The 15,322-nt window shown below is 51.3% G+C and carries 11 protein-coding genes and 1 rRNA gene; 11 read left to right on the top strand and 1 reads right to left on the bottom strand.

Annotated features, from left to right (window positions below; all coding sequences use genetic code 11):
* Nucleotides 1-123: 123 nt before the first annotated feature.
* The 8 genes from rrf (at nt 124) to P2W70_RS13110 (ending at nt 11,004) form a co-directional block, all read left to right on the top strand.
* Nucleotides 124-235 (top strand): 5S ribosomal RNA (gene rrf, locus P2W70_RS13145).
* 141 nt (nt 236-376) lie between these two features.
* A complete protein-coding gene (locus tag P2W70_RS13140; RefSeq protein WP_276481929.1) occupies nt 377-3,433 on the top strand; it encodes a sensor histidine kinase in 3,057 nt (1,018 codons plus the stop codon).
* A 2-nt stretch (nt 3,434-3,435) separates the two neighbouring features.
* Nucleotides 3,436-4,179, top strand: coding sequence for a LytR/AlgR family response regulator transcription factor (locus P2W70_RS13135; protein WP_276481928.1), 744 nt, complete (start codon nt 3,436-3,438; stop codon nt 4,177-4,179).
* Nucleotides 4,180-4,392: 213 nt separating this feature from the next.
* Nucleotides 4,393-6,129 carry a peptidoglycan DD-metalloendopeptidase family protein gene (locus P2W70_RS13130; protein ID WP_276481927.1) on the top strand — a complete coding sequence of 579 codons (1,737 nt, stop codon included), beginning with the start codon at nt 4,393-4,395 and terminating at the stop codon, nt 6,127-6,129.
* Between the two features lie 80 nt (nt 6,130-6,209).
* Nucleotides 6,210-7,217, top strand: coding sequence for an FAD:protein FMN transferase (locus P2W70_RS13125; RefSeq protein WP_276481926.1), 1,008 nt, complete (start codon nt 6,210-6,212; stop codon nt 7,215-7,217).
* A gap of 48 nt (nt 7,218-7,265) precedes the next feature.
* Nucleotides 7,266-8,471 carry a Gfo/Idh/MocA family protein gene (locus P2W70_RS13120; protein WP_276481925.1) on the top strand — a complete coding sequence of 402 codons (1,206 nt, stop codon included), beginning with the start codon at nt 7,266-7,268 and terminating at the stop codon, nt 8,469-8,471.
* A 15-nt stretch (nt 8,472-8,486) separates the two neighbouring features.
* Entirely contained in the window at nt 8,487-9,857 is a 1,371-nt protein-coding gene (locus tag P2W70_RS13115; RefSeq protein ID WP_276481924.1) for a 3-keto-disaccharide hydrolase, read from the top strand.
* Between the two features lie 274 nt (nt 9,858-10,131).
* The gene (locus P2W70_RS13110) at nt 10,132-11,004 is read left to right on the top strand and encodes a class I SAM-dependent methyltransferase (RefSeq protein ID WP_276481923.1); all 873 of its coding nucleotides are present in this window, start codon (nt 10,132-10,134) and stop codon (nt 11,002-11,004) included.
* Nucleotides 11,005-11,236: 232 nt separating this feature from the next.
* On the opposite strand, the gene P2W70_RS13105 is transcribed toward P2W70_RS13110, so the two are convergent.
* Complete coding sequence (locus P2W70_RS13105; RefSeq protein ID WP_338119834.1) at nt 11,237-12,490, bottom strand: DEAD/DEAH box helicase; 1,254 nt, start codon at nt 12,488-12,490, stop codon at nt 11,237-11,239.
* Between the two features lie 369 nt (nt 12,491-12,859).
* Between P2W70_RS13105 and P2W70_RS13100 the strand changes: the two genes are divergently transcribed.
* The 3 genes from P2W70_RS13100 (at nt 12,860) to P2W70_RS13090 (ending at nt 15,313) form a co-directional block, all read left to right on the top strand.
* Entirely contained in the window at nt 12,860-13,333 is a 474-nt protein-coding gene (locus tag P2W70_RS13100) for a MarR family winged helix-turn-helix transcriptional regulator (RefSeq protein ID WP_276481922.1), read from the top strand.
* Between the two features lie 51 nt (nt 13,334-13,384).
* The gene (locus tag P2W70_RS13095; protein WP_276481921.1) at nt 13,385-14,305 is read left to right on the top strand and encodes a hypothetical protein; all 921 of its coding nucleotides are present in this window, start codon (nt 13,385-13,387) and stop codon (nt 14,303-14,305) included.
* A gap of 147 nt (nt 14,306-14,452) precedes the next feature.
* Nucleotides 14,453-15,313, top strand: a complete 861-nt coding sequence (locus P2W70_RS13090; RefSeq protein WP_276481920.1) for a diacylglycerol/lipid kinase family protein — start codon at nt 14,453-14,455, stop codon at nt 15,311-15,313.
* Nucleotides 15,314-15,322: the final 9 nt, after the last annotated feature.

Below are 15,322 nucleotides of genomic sequence, written 5' to 3'. Positions count from 1 at the left end.
AATCAATTTTGTGAATACAACATGGTTAATATCTGTTGCTGTTCATTTACAACTTCCCAATATGTAACTTATTGACTGGATAATCATGATCGCAAGATCAAATCAAATCCGGTATTACCTTCTTATGGTGGTTTTACCGAGGGTGTTCACCTCTTCCCATACCGAACAGAGTAGTTAAGCCCCTCATGGCCGATGGTACTGCACAACAATGCGGGAGAGTAGGTAGCTGCCATATTCTTTGAGCCCTGTAGTTTACTACAGGGCTTTTTTGTTTTATGCCCCTTCCGCTTTCTCAATTAGCCTCCCCTTCCTCGGTAGCCCCTCCACATACCACACCAATTGATTATTTTTAATACCAACCAACAACCGCCAGTCATTGCCCAGCGCCCCCATACGCTACCTATATATACTCCTCCTCCTGGCCTGCTGCCCTAACCCGTCCGCAGCCCAGCACGCCCTTCCCATCCCCCTCACTACCAACTACCAGTTTACCGAACTGTCCGCCCGCCACGGCTTGCCCTCCTCCGAGATCCTCTCCGTTTACATCGACCGGCAACAACAACTCTGGATAGGCCACGTGGCCGGACTAAGCCGCTACGACGGTTACCAGCTCTCTAATTACCTTTTTTCGGGCAATCGGCGTATCGGCAGGGTCTTCTGCTTCGTAGAAGATACCGCCCGTAAAACGCTCTGGATTGGCGCAGCAGGTGGCCTCTTCTTTTACCACAATAAAACCCTCCACCACGTCAATACCCGCGAAACCAACCTGCCCGTTTACAGCCTGCTGCAACAAGGCCGGCAGCTATGGGTGGGCACCGGCACCGGACCGGCTTTACTCGATACCGTTACCCTGCAACAGGCCCTCGCGCAAGACACGATCGCACTCACTAACCGCATCCTACCTGCCTGGCGTACCCTCAACGATGATAAACGGGCACGCAAAATGTGTCTGCTGCCCAACGGGCAACTGCTCGTGGGTAACCCATCACGGGTATATGAAGTCACGCCCCAGGGCCTGCAGCTCATCTGGCAGATGAGCCACCCCTCCGACATCCTCAACGGCATATCCTGTACCAACAAGGGCGAAGTATTCATCTGTGGCAATTTTAGCGGCGTCAATTACCGCGAAGGCAATACCTGGAAACAACTGAAGATCCCCTTCATCACCGGCATGGACTTCCACCAGGAAGGCAACCACTGGTACTACTATAACTCCGAAGCCATCTTCGAAGTCGATGTACACGACAAAACCTTTCGCCCTCTCGTATCCATTCCCTTCGATCACCGCGAATGGGGCTCCGCCTTCGCCTGCGACAAAGACGGAAACTTCTGGATCGCCACCCACGAAGGACTGCTGTACGCCAAACCCGAGATATTTAAAAGTCACCTGCAACCCCAGCCCGAAGGATTCAATGAACTCTACAGCATCCTGCAGCGAAAAGACGGGACGATCCTCACAGGCGGCAACCGTGGAAGGGTGTTCAGACTAACCGGAGAGCAATTCACGCCAGCGTTTCCCAATGGCTTCAAAGTATTTCCCCAGTCAGAAGTAAAAAGTATGCTGGAAACACCCGACGGAGAACTCTGGTGCGGCAGTGGTTACCAGGGTCTCGCCCGGCTGACGAAATCCGGTTGGCGGTATTACTTTCAACAAGGGGGCGACAAAACATTCCTACACCTCTACCAAAGCCCGCGCGACGATCTATATACGACGGGCGATAAGAACCTGACCCGCATCCGTAAACTCCCCAACGACTCGCTGCAATTTTCCCAATACACTTACCCGGAAGATATCAATGATAACCCGCAGATCAAAAGCCTCATCGAGAGTCCAGGTGGTGCTATCTATGTCGGTAGTAGCTGGGGATTGGCCAGACTGCAGAACGATCGCCTGGTGTTACAGTCATTGAAAGACAGTCAGCATTTTGGTATCAACGACATGCAGCCGGATCACCAGGGGAATATCTGGATCGCCACCCAGGGCAATGGATTATTGCGTGGCCGTTTTGAGAAAGATAGCCTGGTCGTCAATAACCAACTGACGATACAGGATGGACTTTCTTCCGATATCATCCTCAAACTACTGGTCGATAAAGACAACGTGCTTTGGGCATTGGCCTACAACGGACTGAACCGCATCGCCACCCTCCCCGAAGGCCATAGCATCGTAGCCGCCCCCATCGACCGGCAATTGCTCAAAGGCGACTACCAGAATGCGGATATGCTGCAAGACAAGGATAACCGGATATGGATGGCTACCTCATCGGGATTGTTGTCATTTGATCCGCAGGTATTTGCCGCCACCATGACAAAACCTTTGCTCTACATCGAAAGCATACAACTGCTGCAGGACGGAAAAGACGATTTATTGGAACCATCCAATGGACAATTCCCGCCCGGCCTTTTCAACTACCGGCAAAATACCCTCGAGATTCTCTATACCGGTATCCATTACAGTAACCCCGGCTCTGTACAATATGAATACAGGATATCAGGAGAAGACACGGGGTGGATCAAACTACGACAGAACCGGCAGGTGACGCTCAGCAACCTGTCTGCCGGTGACTACATCATCGAAGCCAGGGCCGCAGCAGGCTCCAACCAATACAGCAATATCGTCACCTGGCCGTTTACCATACGGGCGCCCTTCTGGCGAACGACCTGGTTCATACTATTGATCGCAGCCTTGGCGGCCGGTATCGCCTGGTGGCTGGTTCGCCAACGCCTGGTCAACCTGCGCAAAAAGGCGGCCACCCAACGCGATTTTGAACGACAGATCGCCCGGGTGAAGATGAACATGCTGCGCGCGCAGATGAACCCCCATTTCATCTTCAACAGCCTCAATTCGATCAACAATTTCATCCTGCGCAACGACCCGCAAAACGCCTCGGGGTACCTGACCAAATTCTCCCGGCTCATGCGCATGATACTCGACAATTCGCGGAGTGAATGGGTGACCCTCGAAAACGAACTCGACGCCCTCGATCTATACATCCAACTGGAGTCCATCCGCTTCGATCATGTATTCGAATACCAGCTTACAGTAGAGGCCGCCATCGATCCATCACGCGTGATCATACCGCCCCTGATCATACAGCCCTATGTAGAGAATGCCATCTGGCACGGCCTGCTATACCGGGAACAACCTGGCGGACTGTTGACGCTGGAGATCAGCCGCAACGATGACCAACTCATCATCCGGGTGGAAGACAATGGCGTAGGCCGTAAAGCCGCCGCCGCCATGCGCAGCCGATCGGCCCTGAAGAACAAAAGCCATGGCATGAAGATCACCGGCGAAAGGCTCGACATTGTCAACATGACCTACGATGCCAACACCAGTGTGGAAGTGATCGACCTGTACAACGACGACCACCAGGGAATCGGCACCCGCGTGCTCATTACCCTGAATTATATACAAAATAAAATGGCCTGACCATGAAAGCCATCATTGTAGATGACGAAAAGCACTGCCGCGAATCGCTCGAAACCCTGCTGCAACAGAATTGCCCGGAGGTAAGCTTAGTGGCTACCTGCCACGATGGGCCCGACGCCCTCGCGGCGATCGCCGCCCACAAGCCCGACCTGGTATTACTCGATATCGAGATGCCGCGCATGAACGGATTCGACCTGCTGCGTCAATTGGACAAGATCGATTTCGAGATCATCTTCACCACGGCGTATGATCAATATGCCATTCGCGCCATCAAATGCAGTGCCCTCGATTACCTGTTGAAACCCATCGATGCAGAAGAACTGAAAACAGCGATCGACAAACTGAAAACACGTCCGCAGGTCAGGATCGGGCAGGAGCAGATACAACAGGTGGTCGACAACCTCAGCAATACGCAGCAGCCCGATTTCCGGTTGATCATTGCTACTGTCGATGGTAGTTTCTTCCTGCTGCCCGAAGAGATCATGTACTGTGCAGGCAAAGACAACTACACCCATTTTCACCTCACCAAAAACAGGAAGCTCGTCAGTGCAAAGACCCTCAAAGAATACGAAGAGGTATTGCAGGGACAGGGTTTTCTGCGCATCCATAAATCATACCTTGTCAACCTGCGGTATGCCGTCAAATATGCCAAAGCCAATTCTACCCTGATCCTCGAAGACTATACGGCGTTGGAAGTGTCACGCCGGAAAAAAGATGCGGTCGTCAACGCCTTGTTCAATAAATAGGCAACTATCCATATTTTCGGTCGTTCCCGTTCACTCATCGAAAGGCCATATCCTCACCCGATAAGGATTAGGTTGTTTACTTAATCTTACTTTGTAACGTCCCATACGATACGACTGTTTAATGGCCATCCGTGCCCAGCTCCGGGTATTTCCATTTCTTCTGATAGTAGCAAGTTCCTTTTACTGGTTTATCATAACCTTAAAATAACAACTATGGATCGTCAACGATTGTATCTGGTACTATTGGTACTACTATCCGCCGTATACACCAATGCCCAGGAATTGTATTCCGGTGTATGGCGCAAAGGAAATGGCAGTACCTATCTCTGGTCGGGCGTCAGCTGGGCCGACTTCAACAAGAAATGGGATGAGCTCGGTAAAAAGAACATGCGGCTCATCGATATCGAAACCTATGAGTCGGGTGGCAAACGGTATTTCTCGGGTGTATGGGAAGGTGGCAAAGATGGATACGCACTGACCCCTGCTGGCCTCGATTGGGCAGCCTTCAACAAGTTCTGGAGCGATTACAGCAAAACACTTCGACTGATCGACATTGAAACCTATACGGAAGGCGGCAAGCGCTATTTCCTGGGTGTATTCCGGGAAGGAAAAGATGGACATGCGCTGACCCCTGCTGGCCTCGATTGGGCAGCCTTCAACAAATTCTGGAGCGACTACAGCAAGAACCTTCGGCTGGTCGATATTGAAACATATACAGAAGGTACCAAAAGATATTTTCTCGGTGTATTCCGCCAGGGTAGTGACGGGTATGTATTGTCGCCCTATGGCATGGACTGGACGCAGTTTGTGAAATACTGGGAAGATCGTGGTAAAGAAAACCTGCGCCTCGTCGACATGGAACATTATATGGAAAATGGAAAAAGGATCTTCCTGGGCGTATGGCGTTCGGGCACGGATGGCTATTACCTCTGGCACAACACCGATTGGCAAAGCTTCACCTCCAAATGGGCAGAGCTCAACGGATCCAACCTGCAATTGATCGACATGGAAACATTCGATGGCAGCTGTCCGACCGGTTGCCTCAACCAGGCATTGATGGCCGACAACCCATCCACCTCCGGTCGCGATGGTTATGACTATGGGATCCATGCCACGGCACAGCATTGCGAGGACGAAGCGGGTACCTGCGGCACACCCGCTTCAGGTGGCCGCGTTTACTATCGCTGGCCCAATCTTAAGATTGGCGATGACTATTTTGTACGCAACTCGGTATTGTTTGATGCAGACGACAAGATATTCACGCTGCCCTTCAAGGAGAGTGCATCCAATATGTCGAAGAATGGCTGGCTGTATTCACCAGGCAATTGGCACCATGCGATGGATTACTCCCGGAAAGACGCTAAAACCTTCCAGATCACCGCAGCCGCAGCCGGTAAAGTGGTGTATGCGGGGTACGACGAATGGTCGGGTAATACGGTCATCATCAGCCACAATGCCGGTGGCAAAAAAGATGCCTACAGAACCATCTACATGCACATGCGCAATGGTGCCGACAACGATTGCTCGGTAGCCTGGAGCAAAAGTCAGCCTACGCTGAACCAGGCAGCCGGCGACGCGACAAGGGTGAAATATGAAAATCATTTGAAAAATACAGGATGTCCGCTCAAAGTTTCAGACAGGAATCCGGATCAGGCGTGGTGGGGAACCAATTCACAGAAAATCAGTTCAGATCTCGTCGGCAAGAATGTGCAGGCTGGTGAGGTGATCGGTTGGGCTGGTAGTACCGGACCAGGCGGTCAGGCCGCCAATCACCTGCACATTTTCTATGCACACCGCGATCCGGGCGATAAACGCTGGTATTTCTTCGATCCCTATGGTATTTATGGAACCCCCGATTGTTACCCCACCGCGGTAGACGGCGCCATCAATACGCCCTGCGCCCGATATCCGGTCGCCTGGAAAAATGGCAAACCGGACTACGCGCAGTAACCGGTTGACTTCGAAATCGTTTGCATAACTTTAAGCAGGATTCTACCTACCACATCCGGGCATTTTTTATATTTGTCCGGATGAGGAACCTGCTTTTTTTCCTACCCCTGTTGCTGATCGGAGCTGTTGTACCGAAGGCCAACCCCCTAAGGGCCTTTCGTATTGCCGGCCAGGCACAGGGCACTACTTACCAGGTTACCTATTACGCCACAGACAGTATGGTCACCAAGGGCCAGATCGATAGCCTGCTGGCCGTCATAGACTCCTCCCTCTCCATCTACAAGAATTACTCCCTTATCAGCCGGTTCAACCAGACGACGTCCGTCAGGATGGACGCACACATGGCCCGGGTGATCGAGAAATCCATAGAAACTTACCGGCAAACGGAGGGCATCTTCGATATTACCGTCCAACCATTGGTACAGGCCTGGGGATTTGGTCCCCGGAAAACGGATCAGTTGCCCGATTCGGCAACGATCGCGGCACTTAAGCAGTGTGTGGACAGCCGCTACCTGCAGGTAAACGGCACGCAACTGACTAAAACCAAGCCTTGCGTGAAGATCGATGTGAACGGAATTGCCCAGGGCTATAGCGTAGATGAAGTGGCCACCTTCCTCGAAGTTCATCAGTTAGCCAATTACCTGGTGGAGATCGGTGGAGAGATCCGGATCAAAGGACACCGCCAACCGGCCAACGAGCCGATGAAGATCGGTATCGAAGCACCGGGAGAAGATGAGTTTCAGTTATCACTGTTGCAGAAGATTATCTCCCTCGACAAAGGAGCTATCACTACCTCGGGCAGTTACCGGAAATTCTATGAGAGTGGCGGTAAAAAGATATCACACATCATCGATCCGAGAACCGGTTATTCATCGCAAAGCGAGCTGATTAGTGTAACCGTGTATGCGCCGGATGCCATCACGGCCGATGCTTACGACAATGCACTGATGGTGATGGGCCTGCAGAAGGCCATCGCTTTTGTAGAAGCAAGAACAGATATGGCCGCTTATTTTATCTACCGTGACCGGCAGGGTAAAATCAGCGATACCGCTACCAGTAAATTCTATACGTTCACCCGTGAGCGTTGACATAAACAATATAAAGGGCTTGTACAGCAGGCCCCGATCAACTACCATATGAGCAGAAGAAAATTCTTACAACAGGCAGGCATCCTTACCGGCGGTATGCTGTTGCACAACCAACTGGTGCAGGCCTTCCGTACCCCCTTTGCCGAAAAGATCAATGTAGGCGTGATCGGTTGTGGCGATCGCGGAACCGGCATCATGTCCGTGATGCGCGAACTGCCGGAGCTTTTCAACATCGTCGCCCTCTGTGATATTCTTGATTTCCGGTTGGATCATGCGCGCAAAGTAGCCGGTGCTCCATCCCCAAAAGAGTACAAGGACTACCGCCAGGTGCTGGACGATAAGAACGTGCAGGCGGTGGTGGCAGCCACGCCGCTCAACATGCATTACCCCATTGCCTCCGCGGCGTTGAGTGCCGGTAAACAGGTGTTCCTCGAAAAAACAATGACCTACAATATTCCCGAGGCGATCAAACTCGTGAAGCAGGTGAAAGAGCATCCCAACCAGGTATTGCAGGTCGGTCACCAGTATCGTTATGTGCCGCTGTACTTCAAGGTGAAAGAGATGATCGAAAAAGGTTACCTCGGCAAAGTGGTGCACATCGATGCCCGCTGGGACCGCAACTGGAACTGGCGCAGGCCAGTACCCACCGGCTACAGCGATCAGCAGGTGAACTGGCGGATGTACAAAGCCTATTCCGGTGGCCTGGTAGCAGAACTGTTGTCGCACCAGATCGACTTTGTAAACTGGGCTTTCAATACCCACCCCGATGAAGTGATGGGTACCGGTGGCATCGACATTTACAAGGATGGCCGTGAGACCTACGATAATGTAGCAGTGACCTTACGGTACAACCAGGAAGGAATGATCGGCAACTTTGGCGCTACCTGTGGCAATGCCCGTGAAGGGTATATCTTCAAAATAAAAGGCACCAAGGGCACCGTAGCCCTGCTGATGAATGAAGGGATCTTCTATCCCGAACCGGCCACCCGTAAAGAGCTGGAAGTAGTTGATGGGGTGAGCAGTGCTACAAAAATAGAGTGGAACAAAGACGGTGGCGTACCGATTACCAAAGAGCCGATGAAAGACGGTACCTGGTATGCGCTCCAGGATTTTCATAAATGTGTGGTGGAGAAACTGCGGCCAGCCTCGAATGTGATCACGGGAGCTACCACCGCCGTTACCGTACACCTGGCCAACCAGGCGGCTTACAGTCATACCACGCAAAAGTGGAAATCAGCCTATAACTTTTCCTAATCATTTAGAAGCGATATGAAAAAATTACCCTTTCTGTTATCCTTGAGCCTGCTGGCAGGTTCTGCTATGGCACAAAAATCGGCCAAAGGCTGGACCAATCTGTTTGATGGTAAAACCCTGAATGGCTGGAAGAAACTGTCCGGTACCGCTGAGTACAAAATAGAGAATGGCGCTATCACTGGCATTACATCACAAGGCACGCCCAATACTTTTCTGGTAACAGAGAAAGAGTATGGTGATTTCATCCTCGAACTCGAGGTGCTGATGGAGGATACCACTTCCAACTCCGGTATTCAGTTCCGTAGTCACCTCAATCCCGAAGGTAACAATGGCAAGGGGCGGGTGTATGGTTACCAGTTTGAGATCGACCCTTCGGCGCGCCAGTGGTCGGGTGGTATTTACGATGAAGCCCGCCGCGACTGGCTTTATCCCCTCGATTTGAATCCTGCAGCAAAACCTGCTTTCAAGAATGGGCAGTTCAACAAGGTGCGTATCGAGTGCATCGGTCATAACCTGCGCACCTTTGTCAACAATGTAGAGGCGGCGTATGTAGTCGATACCTTCGATGCCAGCGGTTTCATCGCATTGCAGGTGCACAGCATCGGCAAACCCGAACAGGCAGGCAAAAAGATCTTCTGGAAGAATATCCGTATTAAAACAACAGGGTTGGTCAGCTCCCCCCACCTGGCGGGCACGTATGTCGTCAACACTATTCCCAACAATTTGTCGGAGGCAGAAAAGAAATCCGGCTATGGTTTGTTGTTTGATGGTGCCACGAGCAAGGGTTGGAAAGGCGCTTATAAGCCTGCCTTCCCCGAAAAAGGTTGGGAAGTAAAAGATGGTGCGATCAGCGTACTGGCTTCCAATGGTAGCGAGTCGACCAATGGCGGTGATATCGTAACGACCAAGCAATACAGTGCTTTCGACCTGTCGTTCCAGTTCAAACTGACTACCGGCGCGAACAGTGGTGTGAAGTACTTTGTGACGCTGTCGGAGAACAATCCGGGTTCTGCCATCGGCCTGGAGTACCAGGTACTCGATGACAAGGTGCATCCCGATGCGAAGATGGGCCGTGATGGCAATCGTACCATGTCGTCGCTGTATGATCTGATCACTGCTAAAAAGAGTGATCGTTTTGTACGTCCTCCCGGTCAGTGGAACTATGCCCGTGTGATCGTGTACCCCAACAACCACGTTGAGCATTACCTCAATGGTATCAAGGTACTGGAGTATGAGCGCGGATCACAGGCTTACAAAGACCTGGTGGCCATCAGCAAGTACAAGAAATGGCCCGATTTCGGACAAGCGAAGCAAGGTTATATCCTGATCCAGGATCATGGCAATGATGTGAGCTTCCGCAGCATCAAGATCAGAGAATTGAATTAGTCTCGACGCGGCCACGAACAGGCGGTCCTTTCACACATAAACGATTTGTACAGCTGGTATGCAAGGCATACCAGCTTTTTTTATGGGGTCAACGACGCCGGAAACTGGCATCGGTACTGGGTTGTGCGGAGTACGCTGATATACGGGACGGTGGCACGGTAATTACTATGACTTAATAGAAATAAGCCAATTGCCAGGTGCTACAACGGTGCAACATTGCATATTAAGGGAATGTTACGTAGATTGACAGCTATTTGGGCAAGCAGTAAACCGAATGAAAACAAACAAAGCCAGCCGAACGGCGCAGTACATGGCCCTATTCAGGGCACTCGAGACATCGCGTCCCGCCGGCATGCGTTTGTTCAATGACCCCTATGCGGCTGCCTTTCTGGGGATGAAATTGCGGGGGGCTGCTCAACTCTCCCGGATCGCTGTGATCAGGAACATCATAGAAGGGATCATCTACCGCAAGATACCGGGGGCCCTTTCGTCTGGTATTGCGCGTACCAAATACATCGACGACCTGTTGTATTATGCCGTCAACAATGGCGCACAACAGGTGCTGATACTGGGCGCAGGATTCGATACCCGTTGTGCACGGTTGCCATTTTTGCGCAGCACCCCGGTGATCGAGATCGACCATCCCAACACCTCGGTGCAAAAAGTGACTGCATTGAAGTCAGCGATGGGAAGGCTACCGGCCAATGTAAGTTTTCACCAGCTCGATTTCAACAAGGAGAGCCTGGATGATATGCTGACCTGGAACCCGATTGACCTCGATAAACCAACAGCCATTATCTGGGAGGGAGTGACCAATTACCTCAATCCCACGGCTGTTGATAATGTGTTTCGCTTTCTGAGCCGGTTTGCCGGGGGCTCTTATATCATCTTCACGTATGTGCACCGGCTGGTGCTCGACAATCCACAGGCTTATTACGGAGCCGAGAAATTACTGATTGACCTCGATAAAATAGAAGAGAGCTGGACCTTTGGGTTCAAACCCGATGAGCTCAAGCCTTACCTGAATGGCTTTGACTGGGCCTTGCTCGAAGACAAGGGCGCTACTGACTACCGCCGTAAATACATTCCCTACAATACAGAACGCGGCTATGAGTTTTACCGCGTTGCCTTTGCGAAGAAACGATAGACAGCTGCTGTCTACTGGTCACTATTGTTCAATGGCTGTAAAACCATACCCTGCCAACCAAGATACCCTTGGGGGCACCTACACGCCTGACTTGATATCGTTCATTTTTGCAAACTACCTGACCTGAACGAAGGCAGCATTTATACCTCTGGTTTACGAAACGTATTGCGACATAAAAAAGCCTCCGGATGACCGGAGGCTTTTACCATTATTTCGACGGGGATAGTGGTTACTATCTGACCGGACGATTCCTGTTCCAGCTTTTACCAAATTTCTTATGGTTGTTGCGGGGCGCATTGTTGCCGGCAGTATTTTTTTGGATAGCAGGTGATGCTACAAAAGGAGCTGCGTCGACAAAAGGATGGTCCTCTACAACAGGAACGATCTGCTTGGTGAGCTTTTGAATATCCTTCAGGTATTCTCTTTCTTCTGCATCGCAGAAGGAGATAGCGATACCACTGGCGCCTGCGCGACCGGTACGACCGATACGGTGTACATAGGTCTCGGGCACATTGGGCAATTCATAGTTAAATACGTGCGTGAGGCTATCGACGTCGATACCCCGGGCAGCGATATCAGTAGCTACGAGGATGCGGATCCTGCCGTCTTTGAAATTATTCAGTGCATTTTGGCGGGCGTTCTGCGATTTGTCGCCATGAATAGCGTCCGCCTTGATACCAGCTTTGCTAAGGGCGCGGGCAATCTTGTCTGAACCATATTTGGTACGGGCAAAAACGAGTGCACGTTCAATAGCCGGGTTCTCGAGAATATGGATGAGCAGGCTACGCTTGCTATCCTTGTTCACGAAGTAAACCTGTTGGGCGATCTTTTCAGCTGTAGACGATACGGGCGTTACTTCGATCTTCACCGGATTCTTCAGAATGGTATTGGCCAAAGACGCGATCTCTGGTGGCATGGTTGCCGAAAAGAAAAGGGTTTGTCTTTTGATGGGCAAACGGGCAATGACTTTCTTCACGTCATGGATAAAGCCCATGTCGAGCATACGGTCGGCCTCATCTAGCACGAACAACTGCAAATGCTGCAGGCTGATATAACCCTGGTTGAGCAGGTCGAGCAAACGGCCTGGGGTGGCGATGAGTACATCGACACCATTGCGCAGGGCATTGACCTGGTTGCTTTGGGATACACCACCGAAGATCACCATCTGGTTAAGACCGGTATACTTACCATAGGTCCGGAAGCTTTCTTCGATCTGGATAGCCAGTTCACGGGTAGGCGTTAATACCAGCGTTCTGATGGCGCGAGGACCTCTATGAGCAGGCTGTTGGCTGTTCAGTAATTGTAAAATAGGGATGGCAAAAGCGGCTGTTTTGCCGGTACCTGTCTGGGCACAGCCCAACAGGTCTTTTTGTTCTAATACTACGGGAATGGCGCGCTCCTGAATTGGTGTAGGATGTGTATACCCTGTTTCCTTCAAAGCCTTTAATAAAGGCTCCTGAAGATTCAATTGATCAAATGTCAACATGATAGTTTTTAATAATTGATTTGTTAACTATCAACTACGTGGAAGAACGGAGAGAGAGCTAACTGTTTGTTCCTCATCAACCTATGACTTGATGAGCTTTTGGAAGAAAAAGATATCTAGTCTGCTAAGAGTGAGAATAAAGGGCAAAGATATGCATAAATATTTTAATCTTCTTTAAGATAACGTTAAGGTGCCTGAAAGCCCGTTTGGCGGCAGTTGGGGTGGGGGATCGGTAGGCGGCTCGGGTAGGCAGGTCCGGTGGGGTTGGCCTGTGTCTGATCGGTCGTCCCCGACATCGGCATCAACCAGTCGACAAAATAGCTGTGGGGTTGGCTTGTACATTTATCCCGTGGCAGTATTTGTTTGGATATGTCTGATCGAAAGTTTATTTTAGTTGTAGATACAACCAATATGAAACCTGCTTCGCTCGATCAGAACATCATTTATCTCTGTGCCGATTTCTCGCATAAGTTCAGTCAGGCCATGGCCGCCGCTTTCCGGCAGCATGACATCGATATTACCGCCGAACAGTTTTCGATCCTGGTAGCGCTCTGGTACCGCGATGGGATGAGTCAGAAGGAGATCAGCGAACAACTCAACCGGGATAAGACCACCATTACCAGGGTGCTGATCAACATGAAAAAGAACAAACTGATCCGGCAGGTGACGGATGCCAACGATAACCGGTCGAACCTTATCTACCTGACCGCAAAAGGGAAAGCCATTCAGCAAGCGGGGGTGTCGGTAGCAGGGCGACTGTACCAGCAGGTGCTGAAAGACCTTTCGAAAACGCAGTTGAAAGCAGGGATCGATATCCTGCAAAAAATGATCGCTGCTTTATAAACGGGAATTAGATGTATATACAACTATCGGTAACTTATTAAACCAACCTATATGCAATTGTGTAAACGCACTACCATTGGCTTACTGTTGTGCACCCTTTCTTTAGGTAGTCTGCCGGTTTGGGCGCAGGACAGCGCCACCGCGGGCACCTTGTTTCCCAGGCAATATAAAGCAGGCGAGCGGTACTGGTACCGCCTCACCACCGAGCAGCGGTACAATGGTGTCTGGAATTCGACCAGCGTCGTGGAGATGGAACTGACAGTGATGCGGGATAGTGCGGGGCGTTTGTATGATGAGGTACGCCATATTTCCAAGCTGGTGTACACGCCAAAAGATACGACGCGGATGGATGCCGAGGCACAGTCGGTAAAGCCTTACCGGATATCGCTGCATCCGCAGGGATCGATGGCCATTCCTCCGATAGAAGTGGCGGGTATGACTGGGCCCATCACGGACTTTATTACCTTTTTTGTCGCGATCAGTCCGCAATCGCGCGTTACCACATTACAGCGGATGGGCGATAGCTTGCAAAGAAAGGAGTTGGCCAGGGGGAATTTTGCCAATGGCAAAACGATCCTGGTGGGCGATGACTGCCTGTCGATCTCCGCGTACATCCGGGAAGTGAATCATGAGGTGGTGAAAGTGCAGACGCGGTTTATGCCCCCGGCAGTGCCCTGTATCCCTTTTCTGCTGGATAATATGCAGGAGCCGGTAACGGTTGGTGTGCGCAACAACTTTCAGATGGTGCAGCCGGTGGGCGGCGGTAAGGTGAACCTGCAATATGGCAATGAATGGTTCATCATCAACAGTACGGTGCGCCGGAAAGATGGCAAGCTGGTAGCGGCCGACATGACCAATGAACTGCAATTGTCCCTGCGCCTGAACTGTGATCCTACCTATCAGCATTGCCCGACGACCGTTCCGTTTCGTATACAGCGCTACCTGCGGCTCGAGTTGGTAGAGGTGCGCTAAGCCAGAGATGCAGGAACAGGAAGGTGCAGGATGGTCGGTATAGGTGAGCGCGATGGGAACAGCGATGTAGCCACTCATCAAGATAGATTGGGATGCCACGACCAAAAAGTTATATCTTTTGCGTTCATCGACCGACTGACTTGCTTTATGATTCATTCTTTCAACATTGCCATCGTATGCAATACCCTGGCTGGTGGCGGCCTTTCTGAACAGTATACCGATCAATTGGAGCAATTGCTCCGGCGACAGCAGATCGCTTGCACGGTATTCAAAGACCACTGGCCCGACGCATTTACAGGCTTCTCCGACGTTTTCATCCTGGGGGGAGATGGTACCCTGAATCACTTCATCAATCGCTATCCGGATATTACACAGCCCTTATCGGTGTTCAAAGCCGGGTCGGGCAATGATTTTGGCTGGCAGCTGTACGGCAACCTGACATTGGAAGCGCAGTTGCGGCGGGTGCTGGCAGCGCAGCCGAAGCCGGTGGATGCCGGTAGGTGCAATGGTAGGCTGTTTCTGAACGGCGTAGGGATCGGTTTTGATGGGGAGGTGGTGAAGTCGATGGGCAAGCGGCGTTGGCTGGCGGGTCACCTGGCTTATCTGGCTACCGTGATTCGAAAGATATTCTTTTACCGGGAGCAGGAGTTAGAGGTTAACTACGATGGGAAGCAGATCCGGGAAAAGCTGTTTATGATCAGTGTAGCCAATGGTTCGCGGTATGGCGGTGGATTCCTGGTGGCACCGCAGGCAGTGATCAATGATGGATTGCTGGAATTGATCGTGATCCGGAAGATCCATCCGTTGAAGCGGTTCTATTATTTACCAAGAGTAGAGAAAGGAAAGCATATTGTGTTGCCGATCGTTTCGAGCGACCGGGTGAAGCAGGTGGTAATAAAAGGCGAGCGGCCTATGGCCGCGCACCTGGATGGTGAGCCCATTGAAGCCGCCGAGTTCACCATCGAGGTGTTGCCAGGCAGGTTGCTGTTTCGGGGTCAGCAGGGGTAGGGGCGATCG

It is taken from the genome of Paraflavitalea pollutisoli, assembly GCF_029360705.1.
GTDB lineage: Bacteria > Bacteroidota > Bacteroidia > Chitinophagales > Chitinophagaceae > Paraflavitalea > Paraflavitalea pollutisoli.
Note: the sequence above shows the minus strand (reverse complement) of the source record. Positions and strands in the feature narration are given on the sequence as shown.

What these genes read in the sequence shown, in the direction of transcription:
- P2W70_RS13090 (WP_276481920.1), top strand. Translation starts at nt 14,453, where the DNA reads ATGATTCATTCTTTCAACATTGCCATCGTATGCAATACCCTGGCTGGT.
- P2W70_RS13095 (WP_276481921.1), top strand. Translation starts at nt 13,385, where the DNA reads ATGCAATTGTGTAAACGCACTACCATTGGCTTACTGTTGTGCACCCTT.
- P2W70_RS13105 (WP_338119834.1), bottom strand. Translation starts at nt 12,490, where the DNA reads ATGTTGACATTTGATCAATTGAATCTTCAGGAGCCTTTATTAAAGGCT.
- P2W70_RS13115 (WP_276481924.1), top strand. Translation starts at nt 8,487, where the DNA reads ATGAAAAAATTACCCTTTCTGTTATCCTTGAGCCTGCTGGCAGGTTCT.
- P2W70_RS13125 (WP_276481926.1), top strand. Translation starts at nt 6,210, where the DNA reads ATGAGGAACCTGCTTTTTTTCCTACCCCTGTTGCTGATCGGAGCTGTT.
- P2W70_RS13120 (WP_276481925.1), top strand. Translation starts at nt 7,266, where the DNA reads ATGAGCAGAAGAAAATTCTTACAACAGGCAGGCATCCTTACCGGCGGT.
- P2W70_RS13110 (WP_276481923.1), top strand. Translation starts at nt 10,132, where the DNA reads ATGAAAACAAACAAAGCCAGCCGAACGGCGCAGTACATGGCCCTATTC.
- P2W70_RS13135 (WP_276481928.1), top strand. Translation starts at nt 3,436, where the DNA reads ATGAAAGCCATCATTGTAGATGACGAAAAGCACTGCCGCGAATCGCTC.
- P2W70_RS13100 (WP_276481922.1), top strand. Translation starts at nt 12,860, where the DNA reads ATGTCTGATCGAAAGTTTATTTTAGTTGTAGATACAACCAATATGAAA.
- P2W70_RS13130 (WP_276481927.1), top strand. Translation starts at nt 4,393, where the DNA reads ATGGATCGTCAACGATTGTATCTGGTACTATTGGTACTACTATCCGCC.